Origin of the sequence: Kitasatospora sp. NPDC001527 (assembly GCF_040298605.1) — a bacterium.
Lineage (GTDB): Bacteria > Actinomycetota > Actinomycetes > Streptomycetales > Streptomycetaceae > Kitasatospora.
On sequence record NZ_JBEPAM010000006.1, the window covers coordinates 192,891 to 215,017 of the forward strand.

The 22,127-nt window shown below is 74.6% G+C and carries 15 protein-coding genes and 1 riboswitch; of the genes, 10 read left to right on the top strand and 5 right to left on the bottom strand.

Translation table 11 applies throughout. From position 1 onward, the window contains the following. Positions 1-151: 151 nt before the first annotated feature. Complete coding sequence (locus ABT238_RS08890; RefSeq protein ID WP_350756254.1) at positions 152-616, bottom strand: SRPBCC family protein; 465 nt, start codon at positions 614-616, stop codon at positions 152-154. A 175-nt stretch (positions 617-791) separates the two neighbouring features. Between ABT238_RS08890 and ABT238_RS08895 the strand changes: the two genes are divergently transcribed. Further along, positions 792-1,598: an SAM-dependent methyltransferase gene (locus tag ABT238_RS08895; RefSeq protein WP_350563966.1), complete on the top strand. Its 807-nt coding sequence runs from the start codon at positions 792-794 to the stop codon at positions 1,596-1,598. After that, the gene (locus tag ABT238_RS08900) at positions 1,595-3,712 is read left to right on the top strand and encodes a putative bifunctional diguanylate cyclase/phosphodiesterase (RefSeq protein ID WP_350756256.1); all 2,118 of its coding nucleotides are present in this window, start codon (positions 1,595-1,597) and stop codon (positions 3,710-3,712) included. Before ABT238_RS08895 ends, ABT238_RS08900 begins: the two co-directional genes overlap by 4 nt. Before the next feature lie 12 nt (positions 3,713-3,724). Here ABT238_RS08900 and ABT238_RS08905 read toward each other — a convergent pair whose 3' ends face one another. Then, complete coding sequence (locus ABT238_RS08905) at positions 3,725-4,444, bottom strand: GTP cyclohydrolase II (protein ID WP_350756258.1); 720 nt, start codon at positions 4,442-4,444, stop codon at positions 3,725-3,727. Positions 4,445-4,772: 328 nt separating this feature from the next. Here ABT238_RS08905 and gdhA point away from each other — a divergent pair, with 328 nt between their 5' ends. From gdhA to ABT238_RS08930, 5 genes are all read left to right on the top strand, one after another. Further along, positions 4,773-6,152, top strand: a complete 1,380-nt coding sequence (gene gdhA / locus ABT238_RS08910) for an NADP-specific glutamate dehydrogenase (protein ID WP_350756260.1) — start codon at positions 4,773-4,775, stop codon at positions 6,150-6,152. A gap of 148 nt (positions 6,153-6,300) precedes the next feature. Then, the gene (locus tag ABT238_RS08915) at positions 6,301-7,581 is read left to right on the top strand and encodes a hypothetical protein (RefSeq protein ID WP_350756262.1); all 1,281 of its coding nucleotides are present in this window, start codon (positions 6,301-6,303) and stop codon (positions 7,579-7,581) included. A 116-nt stretch (positions 7,582-7,697) separates the two neighbouring features. Next, entirely contained in the window at positions 7,698-8,573 is an 876-nt protein-coding gene (locus tag ABT238_RS08920) for an AraC family transcriptional regulator (protein WP_350563958.1), read from the top strand. A gap of 95 nt (positions 8,574-8,668) precedes the next feature. Then, positions 8,669-9,577 carry an NADP-dependent oxidoreductase gene (locus tag ABT238_RS08925; RefSeq protein ID WP_350563956.1) on the top strand — a complete coding sequence of 303 codons (909 nt, stop codon included), beginning with the start codon at positions 8,669-8,671 and terminating at the stop codon, positions 9,575-9,577. 15 nt (positions 9,578-9,592) lie between these two features. Next, positions 9,593-10,363 carry a VOC family protein gene (locus tag ABT238_RS08930; protein WP_350563955.1) on the top strand — a complete coding sequence of 257 codons (771 nt, stop codon included), beginning with the start codon at positions 9,593-9,595 and terminating at the stop codon, positions 10,361-10,363. Here the strand turns inward: ABT238_RS08930 and lnt are convergent. After that, positions 10,339-11,937 (bottom strand): apolipoprotein N-acyltransferase, encoded by a 1,599-nt coding sequence (gene lnt / locus ABT238_RS08935; protein WP_350756264.1) that lies wholly within the window; start codon positions 11,935-11,937, stop codon positions 10,339-10,341. The genes ABT238_RS08930 and lnt overlap by 25 nt on opposite strands. Positions 11,938-12,025: 88 nt before the next feature. Next, positions 12,026-15,640 carry a cobaltochelatase subunit CobN gene (gene cobN, locus ABT238_RS08940; protein ID WP_350563952.1) on the bottom strand — a complete coding sequence of 1,205 codons (3,615 nt, stop codon included), beginning with the start codon at positions 15,638-15,640 and terminating at the stop codon, positions 12,026-12,028. Between the two features lie 107 nt (positions 15,641-15,747). Further along, positions 15,748-15,833: riboswitch (cobalamin riboswitch) on the bottom strand. Between the two features lie 165 nt (positions 15,834-15,998). Here cobN and ABT238_RS08945 point away from each other — a divergent pair. The 3 genes from ABT238_RS08945 to ABT238_RS08955 are packed head-to-tail and all read left to right on the top strand — an operon-like array spanning position 15,999 to position 19,356. Next, on the top strand, positions 15,999-17,222 hold the full coding sequence (locus ABT238_RS08945) for a ferredoxin-like domain-containing protein (RefSeq protein WP_350563950.1): 1,224 nt from the start codon (positions 15,999-16,001) through the stop codon (positions 17,220-17,222). Then, positions 17,219-17,845, top strand: coding sequence for a precorrin-8X methylmutase (locus tag ABT238_RS08950; RefSeq protein WP_350563949.1), 627 nt, complete (start codon positions 17,219-17,221; stop codon positions 17,843-17,845). Before ABT238_RS08945 ends, ABT238_RS08950 begins: the two co-directional genes overlap by 4 nt. Then, positions 17,842-19,356, top strand: coding sequence for a precorrin-2 C(20)-methyltransferase (locus ABT238_RS08955; RefSeq protein ID WP_350563947.1), 1,515 nt, complete (start codon positions 17,842-17,844; stop codon positions 19,354-19,356). Before ABT238_RS08950 ends, ABT238_RS08955 begins: the two co-directional genes overlap by 4 nt. A gap of 73 nt (positions 19,357-19,429) precedes the next feature. On the opposite strand, the gene ABT238_RS08960 is transcribed toward ABT238_RS08955, so the two are convergent. Continuing rightward, positions 19,430-21,979 carry a GmrSD restriction endonuclease domain-containing protein gene (locus ABT238_RS08960; protein ID WP_350563946.1) on the bottom strand — a complete coding sequence of 850 codons (2,550 nt, stop codon included), beginning with the start codon at positions 21,977-21,979 and terminating at the stop codon, positions 19,430-19,432. Positions 21,980-22,127 lie beyond the last annotated feature (148 nt).

The following is a 22,127-nucleotide window of genomic DNA, read 5'->3' on the forward strand; positions in this document are numbered from 1 at the left end:
CGGCGGCGGTGCGGACGGGTGAAGCGGGCTCCGGGGCGCATGGATCCGGCCGCCGGGCGCATGGATCCGGCCGCCGCGACGGGGCGGACCTTGCGTACCCGTCCGGGTGGACGGGGTGTGCCGTTCGGGGCCGGCCGGGAGTCCGGTGGGGTCAGGCGCCCCCGTCCGGGCGCCCGGACAGGTGCGCCGCGAGGCCGCGCCGGCCGCGCCGCATCATCACCGCGTGGTTGGCCCGGAACAGCGGCCGGGCGGGCAGCGCGAGGCGGCGCAGCAGTGGCTTGGCCGGGCGGGTGTCCTCCTCGAACAGGGCCAGGGCGCCGCCCGCGCCGTCCCCGGTGACCGTCCAGCGCGACCAGCCGGTGAGGTCCCCGTGCATCGCCGCCTCCAGCACTCCGGCGGCCGGGTCCTGCCGGACGGCGGTGAGCCCGATGACCAGCCGGTAGGGGAGCAGCGCGCGGACCAGCACCTCGCCGCGGTCCGGCCCGGTCTTCCGGACGTCGCGGATCTCCGGCCACCAGCGCGGGTACCCGGCGACGTCGGCGAGCGCCCGGTACACGGCCGCAGGCGGGGCGGGCAGCCGCCACACCCCGTGGAACCGGTAGTGGTTGGGATCCACGGGGGCACTGTAGCGGCCGGGTGCGGGCGGCCGGGGCGGCGCCGGAAGGAGGCCCGGACTCCGCTTGCACCCGTCCGACGTGCAGAGGAGGATCTTTTGTGCTTGTAGTCTCATCAGTCACAGCAGCCACATTCGGCGGCTGGTACACCGGAACCGGAACGAAGGAGTCCCGAGGATGCGGCGACCGAACTGGGTACCGGAGGGCACGGACCTGGACAAACCGAACGCCGCGCGGGTCTACGACTATTACCTCGGGGGCTCGCACAACTTCGAGGTCGACCGGGAGATGGCCCGCAAGGCCATCGCCCTGTGGCCGGAGCTGCCCCAGATCATGCGCTCCAACCGGGCCTTCCTGCGCCGCGCCGTCCAGTTCGCCGCCGAGCGCGGCATCGGCCGCTTCCTCGACATCGGCTCCGGCATCCCCACCTTCGGCGCCGTCCACGAGATCGCCCGCGCCATCCGCCCCGAGGCGCGGGTCGTCTACGTGGACCGCGACCCGGTCGCCGTCGCGCACAGCCGCCTGCTGCTGGAGGAGGACCCGGGCAGCTCCGTCGTCCAGGCCGACGTGCGGGACGTCGAGGACCTCATGTCCCGCCCCGAGGTGACCGAGCTGCTCGCCGCCGGCGAGCCGGTGGCCGTCCTGCTGGTCGCCGTCATGCACTTCGTCCAGGACGCCGAGGACCCGTGGAAGCTGATCGCGGTGATCCGCGACGCCCTCCCGCCGGGCAGCGCCCTCGTCCTCTCGCACGCCTCCCTGGAGGGCCGCCCCGACCAGGCCGAGGACCACCAGCGGCTGTACCGGATGACGCCCACCCCGCTGACCATGCGCACCCACGAGCAGATCACCGCGATGTTCGAGGGCTTCGAGCTGGTCGAGCCCGGCGTCGTCTACCTGCCGCAGTGGCGCCCGGACCAGCCGGAGACGGTCGGCGAGCACCCCGAGCGGATGACCGGGGTGGCGGGCGTGGGGCTCCGTCCGTGACGGAGGCACCGGAACCGAGCAGCGGCGCCGAGCGGTTCCACGAGGACTGGGCGCGGCTGCTCTCCGGTGACCACGGCACGGCCGTCCACCCCGGCCTGCTCGGCCGGCTGGTCTCCCGGACCGCCGGGCTGCTCCACCGCGCCCAGCTGGACCACCCGTTCGAACCGCAGCTGGCGGCCGAGGCCGGGGCCGAGCTGGTCGACGCCCACTTCACCGACCCGGTGGTGCTGGCCCGGGCCGTCGAACTCCTCCAGCGCCAGCGCGCCGCCGACGGCCGCGGCCCCGCCGTGAGCGGCGCCTTCGCGGCCGGCTGGGCGGCCGCGCTGCGCGAGCGCACCCTGCGCGAGCAGGAGGCCATCCGCACCGCCGCCGACGTCGCCCGCAAGGAGGCCGAGCGGGCGCTGCGCGCCTCCGAGGCCCGGTTCCGCGCCCTGTTCGAGAGCGCCGCGATCGGCATCGGCATCGGCGACACCAACGGCAACATCCTGGCCGTCAACAAGGCCCTCCAGGAACTCTTCGGCGCCGGCCCCGACGACATGATCGGCCGCCGGGTCGGCGACCTCGTCCACCCCGAGGACGCCGACGGCGTCTGGGAGGCCTACGAGGACCTGATCAGCGGCAAGCGCGACTACTTCCAGTTCGACAAGCCCTACTACCGCCAGGACGGCGAGATCGTCTGGACCCACCTGACGGTCTCGCTGATCCGCGACGACGACGGCCTCCCGCAGTACCAGGTCGCCATGCTGGAGGACGTCACCGACCGCTACCGGCTCCAGGAGCGGCTGCGCCACCAGGCCACCCACGACCCGCTGACCGGGCTGCCCAACCGGGCCGCGTTCTTCGAACGGCTGGAGAAGCTCTTCGAGGACCCGGACCCGGGCGCCCGGTTCGGTCTGTGCTACGTCGACCTCGACGGCTTCAAGGTGGTCAACGACAGCCTCGGCCACGACACCGGCGACGAGCTGCTGTGCGCCGTCGCCGCCCGGCTGAAGGCCGCGCTCACCCCGCTCGGGCACCTGGTGGCCCGGCTCGGCGGGGACGAGTTCGTCGTCCTGCTGGAGAAGAGCCGCGGTGAGCAGGAGGCGGTCGCCGCCGCCAAGACCGTGCTCAAGGCACTCGCCGGGCCGGTGCTGATCGGCGACCACAAGCTGGCCGTCGGAGCCAGCGTCGGCGTCCTGGAGCGCCGGGTCTCCACCACCACCCCCGGCGCCGCCGTGCGCGCCGCCGACCTCACGCTCTACCGCGCCAAGGAGGCCGGCCGGGGCCGCTGGATTCTCTTCGACCCCAAGGAGAACGCCCGCGCCGTCTCCCGCTACGCCGTCTCGGTGCGGATGCCCGCCGCCCTCGACCGGGGCGAGTTCTTCATCGACTACCAGCCGCTCTACGCGCTCGCCGACGGCCGGCTGGCCGCCGTCGAGGCGCTGGTGCGCTGGCGCCACCCGCAGATGGGCGTGCTCGGCCCGGACGAGTTCGTCACCACCGCCGAGGAGACCGGGCTGATCATGCCGCTCGGCCGCTGGGTGCTGGAGCAGGCCTGCGGCCAGGCCGCCGACTGGATCAAGCGCTTCGGCGACGCCGCGCCCCAGCTCAACGTCAACCTGGCGGTGCGCCAGGCCCGCAGCGCCGCCCTGGTCGGCGACCTCGGCCGGATCCTCGACACCACCGGCCTCGACCCGGCCCGGCTCCAGCTGGAGATCACCGAGTCGACCGTGGTCGGTCCGGAGGACGAGGCGCTGCGCACCCTGCACGGCCTGGTCGGCCTCGGTGTCTCGCTCGCCGTGGACGACTTCGGCACCGGCTGGTCCAACCTCGCCTACCTGCGCGACCTGCCGGTCTCCGGTCTGAAGATCGCCGGCTCCTTCGTCGGCGACCTGCACGACCCGGCCAAGGACGAGGAGACCGGCTGGCGGATCGTCAGCGGACTGGTCTCGATGGCGCACGCCCTCGGGCTGACCGTCACCGCCGAGGGCGTGGAGACCGGCCGGGACGCCGAGCGGCTGCGCGTCATCGGCTGCGACTGGGCGCAGGGCTGGCACTTCGGCCGCCCGGTTCGCCCGTCCGAGATCGCCCGCCGGATCGCCGAGGAGCCGCGCGGCCGCCCGGTCGCCGACTGAGCGCCCGTCCGCTCAGCCCACCAGCCGGGACAGCTCGATCGAGTGCCCGGTGCGCTCCGCCTTGGCCCGCAGGTAGTGGACGTTGCTCTCCGACACGTGCACGCCGGTGGGCACCCGCCGGCGCACCGGGACGCCGAGGGCGGCCAGCTGGGCGGCCTTGTCGGGGTTGTTGCTCAGCAGGTCGATCCCCCTGATCCCCTCGGTCCCCTCGACCCCCTCGGTCCCCTCGGTGCCGAGCGCGTCGAGCACACCGAGCGCGCCGAGCATCTGCGCGGCGGCGGTGTAGTCGCGCCCGTCCTCGGGCAGCCCGAGCGCGGTGTTGGCGTCGTAGGTGTCGAGCCCGGAGTCCTGCAGGGCGTAGGCGTCCAGCTTGTTGTACAGGCCGATGCCGCGGCCCTCCTGGCGCAGGTAGAGCAGGTAGCCGCCGGAGGTCGCGATCCGCTCGACGGCCTCGCGCAGCTGCGGCCCGCAGTCGCACCGGGCGGAGCCGAAGACGTCCCCGGTCAGGCACTCCGAGTGCAGCCGCACCAGCGGCGTCGCGTTCTCGGGCACCGTGCCGAGCGCCAGCGCCAGGTGCTCCGCCCCGTCGGCCAGCCCGTGGAAGGTGAACACCTCCGCCTCCGCCCGGTAGCCGTCCGGGAACACCAGCGGAATCCGCACCCGCGCCCGCACCCGGGCGGCCCCGGCCTGCGGGGAGTGGTTCTGCTGCTGCGGCGGCTGCACCTGGGGCATGGCGGGCCTTTCGTGACGGGCGGTTCGGGTGGTACTCGGCTGTCGACGGTACTAGGTAGTTCCAATTTGAACAACATCGGGCGGGGGGCGGACGAAGGGTCGGTGCAGCTCACGAACGGGTTGCCGGACGGAGGCCGGTGGACCAGGGGCGGACAAACGGGGGGTGGCAGTGAGAGACTGTGCCCGCGCGAGCGGTCCAGGAGTTGCCGCGCTGGTGTTCATTGCGCCGTGACGCCCTCAATGGCGAGGGGACCGCCGGTGTTCTCCCCCCAGGACGACGGGGGAGGCGCCCTGTCTGTCGCTTCAGACCATGGAAGGTCCTCAGAAGATGTCGGCTACCCCCGTGTCCGCTGCGTCCCACGACGCCGGAAACCCCGCCATTGAGTCGCTGTATGCCGAGGTGCTGCGCCGCAACCCCGGCGAGCCCGAGTTCCACCAGGCCGTGCACGAGGTCGTGGAGACCCTCGGCCCGGTGCTGGAGCGGCGCCCCGAGCTGATCGACGCGCGGATCGTCGAGCGCGTCGTGGAGCCCGAGCGGCAGGTGATCTTCCGGGTGCCGTGGACCGACGACCGGGGCCGGATCCACGTCAACCGCGGCTTCCGGGTGGAGTTCAACAGCGCGCTCGGCCCCTACAAGGGCGGCCTGCGCTTCCACCCCTCGGTGAACCTCGGGATCGTGAAGTTCCTGGGCTTCGAGCAGATCTTCAAGAACGCGCTGACCGGCCTCGCCATCGGCGGCGGCAAGGGCGGCTCCGACTTCGACCCCAAGGGCCGCTCGGACGCCGAGATCATGCGCTTCTGCCAGTCCTTCATGACCGAGCTGCACCGCCACCTCGGCGAGCACACCGACGTCCCCGCCGGTGACATCGGCGTCGGCGGCCGGGAGATCGGCTACCTGTTCGGCCAGTACAAGCGGATCACCAACCGCTACGAGTCCGGCGTACTGACCGGCAAGGGCATCGGCTGGGGCGGCTCGCAGGCCCGCACCGAGGCCACCGGCTACGGCTGTGTGCTGTTCACCCAGGAGATGCTGCGCGCCCGCGGCGAGGAGCTGGACGGCCTGCGGGTCTCCGTCTCCGGCTCCGGCAACGTCGCGGTGTACGCGATCGAGAAGGCCCAGCAGCTCGGCGCGACCGTGGTGACGGCCTCCGACTCCACCGGCTTCGTGGTGGACGAGAAGGGCATCGACCTCGACCTGCTGAAGGAGGTCAAGGAGGTCCGGCGCGGCCGGCTCTCCGAGTACGCCGAGCTGCGCGGCGCCCACGTCCGCTACCAGGAGGGCACCGGCGTCTGGAGCGTGCCGGTCGACGTGGCGCTGCCCTGCGCCACCCAGAACGAGCTGGACGAGGCGGACGCGCTGACGCTGGTCCGCGGCGGCGTGCGCGCCGTCGCCGAGGGCGCCAACATGCCGACCACGCCGGAGGCGGTCCGGGTCTTCCTGGAGGCCGGGGTGGCCTTCGGCCCGGGCAAGGCGGCCAACGCGGGCGGCGTCGCCACCAGCGCGCTGGAGATGCAGCAGAACGCCTCGCGCGACGCCTGGTCCTTCGAGCGGACCGAGGAGCGGCTGGCGGAGATCATGCGGAACATCCACACCGCCTGCCACACCACGGCGGAGAAGTACGGCCGCCCCGGGGACTACGTGCTGGGCGCCAACATCGCCGGCTTCGAGCTGGTGGCGGACGCGATGCTGGCGCAGGGCCTGATCTGATCCGGGCCTGACCCGATCCGGGTGTGAATCGATCCGGGTCTGAACCGACACCGGGCCGTCACGACATCTCCCCGGCCGGCGCCGTTTGGGCCGGTCGGGGAGGTGGCAGCTTGTCAGGGGCCCGGTGATCGCCCTACGTTCTGACGCCATGACCATGTCACGCAGGACGATCATCAAGGGAATGGCGGCCGGCCCGCTCGTGGCCTTCGGCGGCGCCGCCCTCGCCCCGGCGGCGGCCGAGGCCGCGACCCTGTCGCCCGGCCAGTTCACCCTCGCCGAACGCCTCGGCAACAGCCACGGCACGTACGCGGCGCTGGCCGCCGGACTGGCGGGCCTGCTGCCGAAGGCCACCGTCGCCGACGTGCTCGCCAGCGCCAACCGGGACGCCGTGCACCTGGCCGCGGCCCCGAGCGGGGTCGGCGCCTTCCAGGAGGGCTTCGGCTGGAACCCCGGTGACCAGGGGGTCGCCGAATGGGTCCCGCAGGGCGTCACCACCAGCGCCGACGCGCTCGGCTCGGGCGTCTGGGGCGGCAAGCGGGTGGTGCTGGTCTCGTGGTACTTCGACACCGACCCGGACAACGACCCCGGCACGCCGAACGCCGAGGTCAACAAGGGCGTGCGGGTCTCCTTCGTCGACTACACCGACCGCCTCGCGCCCAGGTACCGCCACGTGCTGCTCGTCGAGCCGGTGAAGGCGGCGACCGGCGCGCCCTCCTACGCCCCGGTGCAGCGGCACGCGGGCGGCATCCTCTGGTACGGCAACCTGCTCTACATGGTGGACACCACCAAGGGCCTGCGGGTGTTCGACCTGAACACGGTCTTCGAGGTGGCCACCGGCAAGTCCGACGTCTGCGGGCTGGACGCCTCCGACGGCAGGTACTACGCCTACGACTACCGCTACGTGCTGCCGCAGAGCGCCGCGTACGACAACACCGGGACGCTGCTGCGCTACTCCTGCCTCGCCCTGGACCGCGCCAGCACCCCCGACAGCCTCACCGTCGGCGAGTACGCCGAGGACCTCGCCGCCCCGGTGGTCGACTACTCCGGCACCGGCTGGAACGGCAACGGCACGAAGATCACCACGCCCAAGGTGGTCCGCTGGAACCTCGACTACACCGACCGCAGGCTCGCCTCGGCCACCGCCTCCGAGGCGGTCACCGTCAAGCAGGGCAAGATCCAGGGCGTGGTCTCCCAGCAGTCCCGGCACTACCTGTCCACCAGCAACGGCTCCGGCAACGGCTCGCTGCGCGCGGTGGCCTCGGGCGCCGACACCCCGTCCACGGTGGCCCGGCTGGCGGTCGGCTGCGAGGACCTCAGCTTCCACGGCTCGGCGACCACCGACTGGAGGTTCACCGAGTCGGTGATCTGGAACCTCAGCGAGTACGCCGGCCGCCGGTACGTCTACGCGGTGCGCGCCGACGGCTCCTGAGCCGCGGGGACGCCGCGCGGGCCACCCGACCGGAGCGGGCACGGGATGTCGGGTCCGGGCGGGTGGCCGCCGCCTACGGTGAGGAGCGTCAGAAGGAAGGACGGGGGCGGGAAGCGATGCTGGACCGGCTGAACCAGGCCATGGAGTACATCGAGGAGCACCTCGACGGAGCGGTCGACCCGGCCGAACTGGCGCGGATCGCGACCACCTCGGAGTACCACTTCCGGCGGCTGTTCTCGGCGCTCGCCGGGATGCCGCTGTCGGAGTACCTGCGCCGGCGCCGGCTCACCCTCGCCGGGGCGGAGGTGCTGGCCGGGGAGCGGACGCTGCTCGACGTCGCGGTCCGCCACGGCTACGGCTCGGGCGAGGCCTTCGCCCGGGCGTTCCGGGCGATGCACGGGGTCGGCCCCGGCGAGGCCCGGCGCTCGGGCGCGGTGCTGGTCTCCCAGCCCCGGATGTCCTTCCGGCTCGTCGTCGAAGGGAGCAGCAGCATGGAGTACCGCATCGTCGAGAGGCAGGCGTTCCGGGTCGTGGGCCGGCGGGCGCGGGTCCCCCTGGTCCACGAGGGGGTCAACCCGGCGATGGCCGAGTTCATCAGGGGCCTCGGCCGGGAGACGATCGACCGGATCGCGGCCCTCTCGGAGCAGGAGCCGGCCGGGATCGTCGCCGTCACCGAGTTCTTCTCGGACAGCCGGGAGGAGGGCGTCCCGCTGGACTACTACCACGCGGTGGTCATGGGGGCGGGCGCCGAGGTGCCGGAGGACCTGGACGTGCGCGAGGTCCCGGCCGGGACCTGGGCGGTGTTCGCCAACCGCGGGGCGTACCCGCGGGCGCTGCAGGAGATGTGGCGGGACGTCTTCACCCAGTGGTTCCCGTCCAACCCGTACGAGTTCCGGCCCGGCCCGGAGATCCTGCGGGTCGAGGTCCTGCCGGGCGGCGAGGAGGCCGAGGCGCAACTCTGGATACCGGTCGGTCGCGCCACCACGCGCTGAACGCTCTCCGCCCGTTCGGCCCAGCACGACCGCGCCGCCCCGTGCCCCCGCCCGCATGCTGGGGCGGGGGCCGTCGAGCGGAGAGTGGAGCGGGGATGGCCAAGGCGTTCGGGTTCGTCGACTACGGCGGACCGGAGAAGCAGGAGTTCCTGGACCGGCCGGTGCTGGAGCCGGGGCTGGGGCAGATCGCGGTCACCGTCCGGGCGGCCGGGGTGAACCCGGTCGACTGGAAGGTCCGCCGGGGCTGGATCGGCCAGGTGCGCGAACTGCCCGCCGTGATGGGCTCCGAGGCGGCCGGCGTGGTCGAGCGGGTCGGGCCCGGCGTAACCGGGTTCACCCCGGGCGACGAGGTGTTCGGGATCGCGGCGGCCGGCGCGTTCGCCGAGCAGACGCTGCTGGCCGCCGCGTCGAGCGCGCTGAAGCCGGCCAAGGTCGGCTTCGACCAGGCCGCCACCCTGCCGGTGGCGGCCGCGACCGCCGACGACGCGGTCCGCGACGTCGGCGTGGGCGCCGGGCAGACCCTGCTGATCCTCGGCGTCGCCGGCGGCGTCGGCAGCGCGGCCGCCCAGATCGCCCGCAGCCGCGGCATCCGCGTCATCGGCACGGCGGGCGACGCCAACCGCGGGTACGTCGAGTCCCTGGGCGCGGTGCAGGTCCGCTACGGCGACGGCGTCGCCGACCGGATCCGGGCGGCCGCGCCGGACGGCGTGGACGGCATCCTCGACCTGGTCGGCGGGGACGACGCCCGGGCGGCCGCGGTGACCCTGGACGACCGCACCCGGCTGGTGTCCACCTCCGACCCGGGCACCGCCGAGGAACTCGGCGGCCGCTACATCACCCGCTCCACCAGCCCCGGGACGCTCGCCGCGCTGGCCGACCTGGTCGCCTCCGGCGAGCTGGACCCGCACATCGCCGCCCGCTACCCGCTGTCCCGCGCCGCCGAGGCGATCGCCCTCGTCGAGTCGGGGCACGCGCGCGGCAAGGTCGTCCTGGACATCGGCTGAGGGAGGAGGCCCGCGATGAAGCAGCAGACGGTCACCACCGGCGGCCCGTGCTGGGTCGAGCACGGCAGCGCCGACCCGGCGGCCGCGCAGCGGTTCTACGGCGAGCTGTTCGGCTGGCAGGCCGAGCCCGACGAGCGCCCGGAGGCGGGCGGCTACACGTTCATGCGGCTGGACGGCGCGGTGGCCGCGTCGGTGACCCCGCTCTACGGCGAGGGCCAGCCGACCGCCTGGAGCGTCTCCTTCCTGGTCGAGGAGGCCGACGCCGCCGCCCGCGCGGTCGCCGCCGCGGGCGGGAGCCTGGTCGTGGAGCCGACGGACGCGCTGGACTACGGCCGGTTCGCCATCGCGGCCGACCCGGACGGCGCGGTGTTCGGGCTCTGGCAGGCGGGCCGGCTGCGCGGCGCCGAGGTGCGGGGCGTGCCCGGCGCGCTCGGCTGGGTGGAGCTGCTCACCCGGGACCCGGACGGCGCCCGCGCCTTCTACCCGGCGGTGTTCGGCTGGAAGGTCTCCCCGTCTCCGCGGTACACCCAGTGGGGCCTGGCCGACGGGGACTTCGGCGGCATGCTGACCATGGGCGAGGACTTCCCGCCGCAGGTGCCGCCGCACTGGCTGCCGTACTTCTCGGTCGCCGACGTGGACGTCTCGGCGTTCCGCGCGGGCAACCTCGGCGCGACCGTGCTGATGGCACCCGTCGACCTGCCGGGCGGCGGCCTGCGGATCGCGGTGCTGCGCGATCCGGTGGGCGCGGCGTTCGGCCTCTACTACCGCTCGGAGACCAGGGGCTGACGCCGGCGGACGGCGAGCGCCGCCGCGGCCGCCGTCACCAGCACGGCCGTCATCGGCACCACGTCACCCACCCGGGTGTACCAGGTGGCGGTGCCCGGCGCGGTCAGCGGCAGCCGGACCACCAGCGCGCCGGTGTCCTCCGTGCCCAGCCGGGCCAGCTCGCGCCCCTGGGCGTCGAAGGCGGCCGACACCCCGGTGAGCGAGGCCTGCACGGCCGGCCGGCCGGTCTCGGCGGCCCGGATCGCGGCCAGCGAGACGTGCTGCTCGGGTGCCCAGCTGCGCTGGAAGGTCGAGGTCGAGGCCTGGTAGACCAGCACCCGGGCGCCGTCCCGGGCGGCCGTGCGGGCCATGTCCGGGAAGGCCGACTCGAAGCAGATCAGCGCCCCGACCGGCAGCGCCCGCCCCGAGCGGTCCACCACCGGCAGCGGCTCCTGGCCGCTGCCGGGTGCCCGGTTCTCGCCCGCCGCCCGGCTGACCCCGGCGACCCAGCCGAGCACCGGCCGCAGCGGGATGTACTCGCCGAACGGCACCAGGCGGATCTTCCGGTAGCGGTCGACCACGCCGTCCGGGGAGACCAGCACCGCGTCCTTGGAGATCCGCCCGTCCGCCTTGCGCGCGTCCTCGCCCGCCAGCAGGCCGGCCCCGGTCGCGGCGGACAGCGCGCGCAGCCGGTCGAGCGCCGCCGGATCGCGGTCGAGGTCGGCCGTGGTGCTGGACTCGCCCCAGACCACCAGGTCCACCGGGGGCTGCCCGACCAGCGCGGCGGTGGCGCGGGCACTGGCCTCGAACCGGGCCTGCGGCTCGTCGACGATCCCGGGCTGGACCAGCGCGAGCCGCAGTTCCGCGGGCCCGGCCGGTCCCTCGGCGGCGGCCTGGGGCGCCGGCCGCAGCGCGAACAGCAGCGGCCCGGCCGCCAGCGCCGCCGCCGCGAGCAGCGCCGCCGCCGCCCGCGGGCGCGGGTCGACGGCGGTGAGCACCACCAGCACGGCGGTGTTGACCGCCACCACGGCGGCGCTGACCAGCCAGATCCCGCCGGCCGAGGCCAGCGCCAGGACGGCCGGGTGCTGCCACTGGGTGGCGCCGAGCAGCGCCCACGGCCCACCCAGCGCGGGCCAGGAGCGCGCGTACTCGGTGGTCAGCCAGACCGCCGCGACCACCGGCGGCGCCAGCAGCGCCCGGCGGACGGTCAGCGGCGGGTGCAGCAGCCGCCACACCGCGAGGCCCACCCCGGCCTGCAGCGACCCGAACACCACGGCGATCAGCGGCAGGGCCGGCCCGACCGAGGACAGCAGCCAGGACATCCCGGTCAGGATGAACCCGGCGCCGAACCACCAGCCGCGCACCGCGGCCTCGCGCGCCCCCGGGGCCCGCTGCATCAGCAGCAGGCCGGGGACGAGCGCGACCCAGGCGAGCGCCGCCACCCCGGGGGCGGGGAAGGCGAGCACCGGCAGGGCCCCGGCGGCGAGCGCCGCCAGCCGGGGCCGGTACCGGGCGAGGGCCCGGCCGGGGCGGGCGGCGGCGTCCGTCGACGGGACGGGGCCGGCGGGGCCGGTGAGCAGGGAAGGGCGCGGCATGACCCGTATTGTCCGCTCGGCGCCGCCCCGTCACCAGCCCCTTGATCACCTGAATGGAGTACGGGTCGACCGCGGGGCGGAGGGCCGGTCAGCCCTCGCCGCCCTCCAGGTCGCCCTCGGTCTCCAGGAACGCCGCCCGCAGCTGCTCGATCAGCTCCGGGTCCGGCTGCTCCCACAGCCCCCGGCTCGCCGCCTCCAGCAGCCGCTCGCTGATCCCGTGCAGCGCCCACGGGTTGGCGCCGGCCAGGAACTCCCGGTTGACCGGGTCCAGCACGTACTCCTGGGTGAGCTTCTCGTACATCCAGTCGGCGACCACGCCGGTGGTGGCGTCGTACCCGAAGAGGTAGTCGACGGTCGCGGCCATCTCGAACGCGCCCTTGTAGCCGTGCCGGCGCATCGCCTCGATCCAGCGCGGGTTGACCACCCGGGCGCGGAAGACCCGGGCCGCCTCCTCGGTCAGGGTGCGGGTGCGGACCGTCTCCGGGCGGGTCGAGTCGCCGATGTACGCGGTCGGCGCCTTGCCGGTGAGCGCCCGTACGGTGGCCACCATGCCGCCGTGGTACTGGAAGTAGTCGTCCGAGTCGGCGATGTCGTGCTCGCGGGTGTCGGTGTTCTTCGCGGCGACGGTGATCCGCTTGTAGGCGGTCTCCATCTCCTCGCGGGCCGGGCGCCCGTCCAGCCCGCGTCCGTAGGCGTAGCCGCCCCAGACCGTGTACACCTCGGCGAGGTCGGCGTCGGTGCGCCAGTCGCGGCTGTCGATCAGCTGGAGCAGGCCGGCGCCGTAGGTGCCGGGGCGGGAGCCGAAGACGCGCACGGTGGCCTTGCGCTCGTCGCCGTGCACGGCGAGGTCGGCCTGGACGTGGGCGCGCACGTGGTTGTCCGCCGCGGGCTCCTCCTGGGCGGCGGCCAGGCGCACCGCGTCGTCCAGCAGGGCGACCACGTGCGGGAAGGCGTCCCGGAAGAAGCCGGAGATGCGCAGCGTGACGTCGATGCGCGGGCGGCCCAGCTCCTCCAGGGGGACGGCCTCCAGGCCGGTGACCCGGCGCGAGGCGTCGTCCCACACCGGGCGCACGCCGAGCAGGGCGAAGGCCTCGGCGATGTCGTCGCCGGCGGTGCGCATCGCGCTGGTGCCCCACAGCGACAGGCCCACCGACGGCGGGTAGGCGCCGTCGTTGTCGGCCCGGTAGCGCTCGACCAGCGAGGCGGCGAGCGCCTGCCCGGTCTCCCAGGCGAGCTTGCTGGGCACCGCCTTGGGGTCGACGGAGTAGAAGTTGCGGCCGGTCGGCAGCACGTTGACCAGCCCGCGCAGCGGCGAGCCGGACGGGCCGGCCGGGACGAAGCCGCCGCGCAGCGCGTGCAGCACGGCGTCCAGCTCGCCGGTGGTCGCGGCCAGCCGGGGCACGACCTGGACGGCGGCGAAGTCCAGCACCTCGCGCACCGCCTCCGGCAGCCCGGCGGCGACCTTCTCGACCGCCTCCGGCGCCCAGTCGGCCGCCTCCATCGCCTCGACCAGCTCGCGGGCCTTCGCCTCGGCCGCGTCGGTGGCGCCGAGGGTGAGCGCGGCCTCGTCCAGGCCGAGCGCCTCGCGCAGACCGGGCAGCGCGCTGACGCCGCCCCAGATCTGCCGGGCGCGCAGGATGGCGAGCACGATGTTGACCCGGTCGGTGCCGGCCGGGGCCTGGCCCAGGACGTGCAGGCCGTCGCGGATCTGGGCGTCCTTGACCTCGCAGAGCCAGCCGTCGACGTGCAGCAGGAAGTCGTCGAAGCCGTCGTCCTCGGGGCGCTCCTCCAGGCCGAGGTCGTGGTCGAGCCTGGCGGCCTGGATCAGCGTCCAGATCTGGGCGCGGATCGCGGGCAGCTTGGCCGGGTCCATCGCGGCGATGTTGGAGTGCTCGTCGAGCAGCTGCTCCAGGCGGGCGATGTCGCCGTAGGAGTCGGCGCGGGCCATCGGCGGCACCAGGTGGTCGACCAGGGTGGCGTGGGCGCGGCGCTTGGCCTGGGTGCCCTCGCCCGGGTCGTTGACCAGGAAGGGGTAGACCAGCGGCAGGTCGCCGAGCACGGCGTCCGGGCCGCACTCGGCGGACAGCGCGGCGGTCTTGCCGGGCAGCCACTCCAGGTTGCCGTGCTTGCCGAGGTGGACCACGGCGTGCGCGCCGAAGCCGCCGTCGGACTGCGGGGCGGCGATCCAGCGGTAGGCGGCCAGGTAGTGGTGGGACGGCGGGAGGTCCGGGTCGTGGTAGATCGCGACCGGGTTCTCGCCGAAGCCGCGCGGCGGCTGGATGAGCACCAGGAGGTTCCCGGAGCGGATCGCGGCGAGCACGATGTCGCCGTCCGGGTTCTGCGAGCGGTCGACGTACAGCTCGCCGGGGGCCGGGCCCCAGTGCTCCTCGACCCGGGCGCGCAGGCCCTCGGGGAGGGTGGCGTACCAGCGGCGGTAGTCGGCGGCCGGGATGCGCACGGGGTTGCGGGCCAGCTGGTCCTCGGTGAGCCAGTCCTGGTCGTAGCCGCCGGCGGCGATCAGCGCGTGGATCAGCGCGTCGCCCTCGTGCTCCTGCCCGCCGTCGCCGTCCAGACCCGGCAGGTCCTGCCCGAGGTCCATGCCCTCCTCGCGCAACGCGGTCAGCAGCCGCACCGCGCTCGCGGGGGTGTCCAGGCCGACGGCGTTGCCGACCCGGGCGTGCTTGGTCGGGTACGCGGAGAGCACCAGCGCGAGCCGGCGCTCGGCGGCCGGGACGTGCCGCAGCCGGGCGTGCGCGACGGCCACGCCGGCGACCCGGGCGGCGCGCTCCTCGTCGGCGGCGTAGACGGTCAGGCCGTCCTCGTCCAGCTCCTTGAAGGAGAACGGGACGGTGATCAGCCGGCCGTCGAACTCGGGCACCGCGATCTGGGTGGCGGTGTCCAGCGGGGACAGGCCGTCGTCGCTGGCCTCCCACTGGGCGCGCGACCAGGTCAGGCAGAGCGCCTGGAGGATCGGGCGGTCCAGCGCGGCCAGCGCGCCCGCGTCCCAGGCCTCCTCGTCGCCGCCGGCCTGCGCGTCGGCCGGGCGGGTGCCGCCCGCGGCGAGCACGGTGGTGACGATGGCGTCGGCCTCGCCGAGCGCGGCCAGCAGCTCCGCCTCGGCGCCGCGCAGCGAGGCGCAGTAGTACGCGCGGGCCCGGGCGCCCTGGTCCTCGATCGCCCGGCAGAGGGTCTCCACGAAGGCGGTGTTGCCGCTCATGTGGTGGGCGCGGTAGTAGAGCACCGCGACGGTCGGGCCCCCGGTCGTCCGGGCCTCGCGCTCCAGCGGGCCCCAGGCCGGGGCGGAGGCGGGCGGGGCGAAGCCGTGGCCGGTGAGCAGCACGGTGTCGGAGAGGAACGAGCCGAGCTCGGCGAGGTTGGCGGCGCCGCCGTGGGCCAGGTAGGCGTGCGCCTCGGCGGCGATGCCGGCCGGGACGGTGGACAGCTCCATCAGCTGGGCGTCGGGGGCCTGTTCGCCGGTCAGCACGACCACCGGGCGGGGGCCGGCGAGCAGTGCGTCCAGGCCCTCCTGCCAGGCGCGGCGACCGCCGAGCAGGCGGACCACGACCAGGTCGGTGCCCTCCAGCAGGGCGGGCAGGTCCTCGGGCGTCAGCCGGGCCGGGTTGCCGAGCCGGTAGCGGACCGGCCCCTCGGAGGCACGGGCGCTCAGCAGGTCGGTGTCGGACGTCGACAGCAGCAGGATCATGCGAAGGCCCTCCCGGCCTCGTCGGCGGGTGCGGGCACAGGCATGCGGCGGCGCATGGCTTCAAGCCTTCCTCGGGGTCCGCGCCCCGGGCCGGTGGAGGACGGCAGGAGTTCCTGGCTCCCGCGGTCCTCCGGAGGTCCGGTGAACCGCGGTCACAGTGGCGGGACCGCACCGGGTTCGCACCGGTTTCCTCCCCTGCGCCGTCGCTGGCGTGCGGACGGTCCGCGGGGACCGTCCGCGAGCATCGTACGGGGTACGGCCGACCCGGGGGAGTGCAGGTTCGGGGGCGCCGGGCCGGGCCGGGGGTGTGAGCGACGGTACGGCGGCAACCCATCGGATCATCTGTATGCTCGCCGCCATGCCTCCCGAACCCGACGCCGCCGCGCCGGGCGCCGCCGTACCCGACCGGGCGCGTCCGGACGCCTGCCCAGGGGCCCTTCGTCTGCACACCGCCGACGACGGCGCCCTGGCCCGGGTGCGGCTGCCCGGCGGAGTCCTGACGGTTCGTCAGGCGCTGGCGCTGGCCGACGCGGCGCGGGAACTCGGCGACGGCCGGCTGGAGATCACCTCGCGCGGCAACGTCCAGCTGCGGGGCCTCGCTTCGGACTGCGGCGGCGAGCTCGGCGGGCGGCTGCGCGCCGCCGGCCTGCTGCCCTCCGACACCCATGAGCGGGTGCGCAACATCGTCGCCTCGCCCGGCCCCGCCGGCGGCCTCGCCGACGTGCGCGCCTGGGCGCGCGGACTCGACCTCGCGCTGTGCGCCGCCCCCTGGGCGACCGGCCTGTCCGGCAAGTTCCTGTTCGCCCTGGACGACGGCAGCGGCGACGTCGCCGCGCTGGACGCCGATGTGACATTGATCGCAGGCCCGGACGGCACCGCCCTGCTGCGCCTGGGCCGGGCCGCCACCGTGCGCCCGGTCCGCGCCGACCGGGCCGTCTGCGCGGCCCTGGAGGCCGCCCGCGAGTTCCTGGACGCCCAGCGCGCCGCCGGGGTGAAGGCCTGGCACCTGCGCGAGGTGCCCGGCCTGCTGGACCCCGGTCCGCTGCCGATGCCCGTACTGCCCGGCACCCGCCCGCCGCTGGGCGCCCTGCCCGGGGGCGGGCTGCACGTCGGCCTGCGGTTCGGCCTGGCCACCGCCGGGCAGTGGCGGGCCCTGGTGGACGCCGCCGAGGGCGAGCTGCGGCTCACCCCGTGGCGCGGCGCGGTGCTGCCCGGCGCGCCCGCCGAACGGCTCGCCGCGCTCGCGGCGGCCGGGCTGCGGACCGCGGCCGGGACGGCCTGGGACGGCGCGAGCGCCTGCACCGGGCTGCCGGCCTGCGCGAAGTCGCTGGCCGACGTCCGGGCCGACGCCGCCCGGGCGCTGGACGGCGCGCCGCAGGGCGCCGGCGGACTCCCGGTGCACTGGTCGGGCTGCGAGCGCCGCTGCGGCCACCCCGCCGGACGCCGGGTGGACGTGCTGGCGACCGGACAGGGGTACCGGGTGGCGGTGGAAGGCGCGCCGCAGGGGCGGGAGACCGCCGTGGAAGTGACGAACGAGGAGATGGCCGCGGCGGTCGCCGCGGCCCGGAGGACCACCACGTGATCGAGTACGAGAAGGACGGCGCGTCCATCTACCGCCAGTCCTTTGCCACCATCCGGGCCGAGGCCGACCTCGCCGCGCTGCCCGCGGACGTCTCCCAGGTCGCGGTGCGGATGATCCACGCCTGCGGCATGGTCGACCTGGTCGAGGACCTGGTGTACTCGCCCGGCGTGGTCGCCTCGGCGCGCGCCGCCCTGCGCGCCGGTGCGCCGATCCTGTGCGACGTCAACATGGTCGCCAGCGGCGTCACCCGCAAGCGGCTGCCCGCCGACAACGAGGTGATCTGCACCCTCACCGACCCGGCCGTGCCCGGGCTGGCCCGGGCGATGGGCAACACCCGCAGCGCCGCCGCGATGGAGCTGTGGCTGCCCCGCCTGGAGGGCGCCGTGGTCGCCGTCGGCAACGCGCCGACCTCGCTGTTCCGGCTGCTGGAGCTGATCGAGGCCGGCGCCCCGCGCCCGGCCGCGGTGATCGGCGTGCCGGTCGGCTTCATCGGCGCGGCCGAGTCCAAGGAGGCGCTGGCCGCGCACCCGGCCGGCCTGGAGCACCTGGTGGTCCGGGGCCGGCGCGGCGGCAGCGCGATCGCCGCCGCGGCCATCAACGCGATTGCGAGCGAGGAAGAGTGACGGACCAGCAGAAGACCGGCCGGCTCTACGGGGTCGGCCTCGGCCCCGGGGACCCCTCGCTGGTGACCGTACGCGCCGCCGAACTCATCGGCAAGGCCGACGTGGTGGCGTACCACAGCGCCCGGCACGGCCGGTCCATCGCGCGGTCCATCGCCGAGCGTTATCTGCCGGGTGGTCAGATCGAGGAGAAGCTCGTCTACCCGATCACCGTCGAGACCACCGACCACCCCGGTGGCTACCGGGGCGCGCTGGACGACTTCTACGAGGAGGCCGCCGCCCGGCTGGCCGCCCACCTGGACGCCGGCCGCGACGTCGTGGTGCTCGCCGAGGGGGACCCGTTCTTCTACGGCTCCTACCAGCACATGCACAAGCGCCTGGCGCACCGCTACCCGACCGAGGTGGTGCCCGGCGTGACCTCGGTCAGCGCCGCCGCCGCCCGGCTCGGCCAGCCGCTCACCGAGGCCGAGGAGACGCTCACCGTCATCCCCGGCACGCTGCCGGAGGAGGAGCTGACCGCGCGGCTGGCCGCCGCCGACTCCGCCGTGGTGATGAAGCTCGGCCGCACCTTCCCGACCGTGCGCCGCGCCCTGGAGCGGGCCGGCCGGCTGGCCGACGCCCAGTACGTCGAGCGCGCCTTCATGGCGGGCGAGCGCACGGCGCCGCTGGCCTCGGTCGACGCCGAGGACGTGCCCTACTTCTCGGTGGCCGTGCTGCCCAGCAAGGTCGCCCCGCTGGAGCCCCCGGCGCCCGACCTGAGCGGCCCGGGCAGCGTCACCGTCGTCGGCACCGGCCCGGCCGGCCCGCTCTGGCTGACCCCGGAGGCGCGCGGCGCCCTGGCCGCCGCCACCGACCTGGTCGGCTACACCACCTACCTGGACCGGGTGCCGGTGCGTCCCGGCCAGACCCGGCACGGCTCCGACAACAAGGTGGAGTCCGAGCGCGCCGAGTTCGCCCTCGACCTGGCCCGCCGCGGCCACCGGGTCGTGGTGGTCTCCTCCGGCGATCCGGGCGTCTTCGCGATGGCCACCGCCGTGCTGGAGGTCGCCTGCGAGGAGGCCTACCGGGAGGTTCCGGTGCGGATCGTCCCCGGCATGACCGCCGCCCACGCGGCCGCCTCCCGGGCCGGTGCCCCGCTCGGCCACGACTACGCGGTGGTCTCGCTCTCCGACCGCCTCAAGCCCTGGGACGTCGTCGCCGCCCGGCTGCGCGCCGCGGCCGCGGCCGACCTGGTGCTCGCCCTCTACAACCCCGGCTCGCAGTCCCGCACCACCCAGGTCGGCCGCGCCCGTGACCTCCTCCTGGAGTACCGGGCCCCGGAGACCCCGGTGGTGATGGCCCGCGACGTCGGCGGCCCCACCGAGCGCGTGCGCACCGTCCGCCTCGCCGACCTCGACCCGGCCGAGGTCGACATGCGCACCATCCTCCTCATCGGCTCCTCCCAGACCCGGCACGTCCCCCGCCCCCCGCACCCGGACGTCACCTGGACCCCCCGCCGCTACCCGGAGGCCTGAGGCCGGGGCCGCGGGCCCGGCCTCCCAGGAGTCCGGGCCCGCGGCACGGGTGCGCGGTCCCGCGCGGCGACCGTCATCCTTCGGCGAGATGCTGCCGCACGACGTCGACGAACCACTCCAGGGCGGCCAGGACGGGGCCGGAGCGAAGGGCGAGGACCTCCAGCGGGAACGACGGCCGGAGGTCGAGCTTGGCCTCGGCCAGTTCGATCCCGTCGATCTTGTTGAGCCGCAGCATGAACTCCCGGCGCAGTGCGACGTCGTCGAACGGAGGCCGCGGTCGCAGATGCTGGAAGACGACCTCGACCGTGCCCAGGACGGGGTAGAGGGCGAACGGCCAGATGCCGTTGAGCCGGCTCTGCGCCCCCTTGTCGACCATCAGGAAGCAGCTGGTCTCGACGGCCTTCCCGTATTCGAGGCGGCAGTCCGGGCCCAGCTGTGACCAGGCCTGGAGCAGATTCAGGACCTCCTCGGCCGTCTCGGGCTGGTTGGTCCGGAGCTGGGTGGCGAAGCGCGCGGAACGGTCCGTGCCGGCGTCCCGGGCGACGGCGTCGGCCGTCTCGGGCGCCTTGTTCAACAGGGTGGCGAGATCCTCGGCGGTCAGCCGGAACGAGCGCTTGGCGCGGCCGGCGGAGTCGAAGGGGACGCCCTCGGCCATCAGCAGCTCCACCGGGTTGTCGCGGGGCCCGCCGGCCGGCCAGCGCAGCGTCGGTGACACCTGGCCGTTGGCGGTGAGCACGCGGTGGGCGCCCTTGACGCCGCTGGTGGCACCCAGGTACTGCCCGACGTTCTTGGGGTGGCCGCCGATCAGCTGGGCGAGATCCCCGTAGGTCGTCCAGGTGCCGGACGGCATCGCGATCAGGGCGGAGCGCAGTTCGCTCCAGCCCGGCCACTCGTCGTCGTCCCTGGACCGGGAGTTCTCCGGACCCGGCCACAGCGAGATCGCGCGGGCGGCCAGGCGATGGGCGCGGTTCTGGATCTCGGGCCGCCCCCAGCGGGAGGTCGCGGCGATCTCCTGGTTCATGCGAAGGGCGCTGCCCTGCAGGATCTGCTGCTTGCGCTGGAACGGGTGGTTCGACAGCCGGCCGTTCTCGGCCGAGAGCGTGAGGTTGCCGAGGGTGTGGAGCAGGATCTCGTGGAGTTCCTCGGGCGTCTCGTCGTGTTCGGCGTCATCCGCCAACAGGTCGAACCAGGATTCGGCCGGGCGCTGGGGGAGGATGTGCTCGATGGTCAGCCGGGACCGGTCGAAGTCCACCGGCTCGGCCGCCCGGTAGCTCTCCTCCAGCCGCTTGAGGACGAACATGCGCTGGTGGGACTGGCCGGCCCAGTAGAACGGCTTGGTGCGGATGGCGGCCGTGAGCTCCGAATCCGTGGGCCAGCCCCGGCGGCGTCCGGAGAGGTAGGACCGCACCGCCTGGGCGACGGGGAGGCTCCGGTCCATGTCGCGAGGAAGCGAGTTGAAGACCCGGTTGTAGTTGTTGCTCCTGGACTCGCAGAACAGGCGTCGCACCATGTAGCTCTCGACGAAGCCCAAGGCCTCGGCCGCTTCGTCCTCGGTGGCGGTGCCCGCGCTCACCAGCTTCAACAGGTGCAGCGCCACGGGATAGTGGGTGCGTCCGCCCCAGTTGCCGAGCCGGCGCAGCTGCTCCCGCAGACCGGGATGGGGTTCGAGCCCCGGGTCGAGGATCCGGCCGAACAGTCCGGCCGTGCGGGACAGCTCGGCGACGGCGTCCTCGACCGCCGCCTCGTCGCCGGCGAGCAGGTCCAGGCGCTGCTGCTGGGAGCGGTAGATCTCGGTCTGCTTGGCCTTGTCGTCGCCACGCAGGACGAGGTCGAGCCAGACGAGCAGTTCGAGGTTCTTCGGGCCGAGCGCCTGTTGCATCGGCAGCCAGAGCTGCTCGTACACGCGCTCCCCGCGGTGCGGCAGCAGCATGAACACGTAGTTGCGCAGGAGGTCGCTCTGGGTGAGCCGGACGCCGGTGTTGTTGATGGACTCGAAGATCCGGTAGACGTTGTCGCCCCGTTCGGCGGCGATCTCGACGATCGACAGCAGATCGCGCAGCGCGGTTTCCACCACCCCGGCCCACGGCGCCCCGTGCTGCTTCTGGCCGGTTTCGAGCATCTCCAGGAAGAAGCGGTAGGCGGAGCCGATGTTGTCGGCCCCGCCCGCCTGCGGGGTTCCGGACAGGCAGGCGACGAAGGCCGCCCGGTCGGCTTGCGTGGGCAGGAGCCGGTAGTAGGCGTCGCCGTCGTGGAACTCGTTCACCAGGAACTGCCGGTGGATGCGGTCGGCGGTCCGCTCCGCCGCGTCACCGCCCTCCAGCCGTACGTGGTCACGGAGCGCCGCCAGGGCCAGCATGATCGTGGTGAGCCGCTGCTGGCCGTCGACGACCAGCCACCGCTGGAGTCCGCCGGCCTGGTTGCCGTTGGGCGCGAGAACGACCGAACCGAGGAAGTGGGAGGGCGGGGTGACACCGGCGAGCTGCTGCTCCGCGAGATCCGCCACGTCGTCCCAGAGCTGTTGGAGCTCGGCGCGGGTCCAGCTGTAGGTCCGCTGGTAGAGCGGGACCTGGAACTGGATCTGCCCTTGGACGAGCTTGAGGAACGTGATCTCCTGGGCGTGCACGTGCGTCTCTCCCCGGTCGCGGTGGCGCGTGATGTGTCGTTGTGGTGATCAACAGGTTATCGACGCATCCCGACACGGGTGAATCGAGCAGACGGCGGGAGACGGCGGGAGACGGCGGGCTGCCGGGGCGTGCCGCTCCCCGGACCGG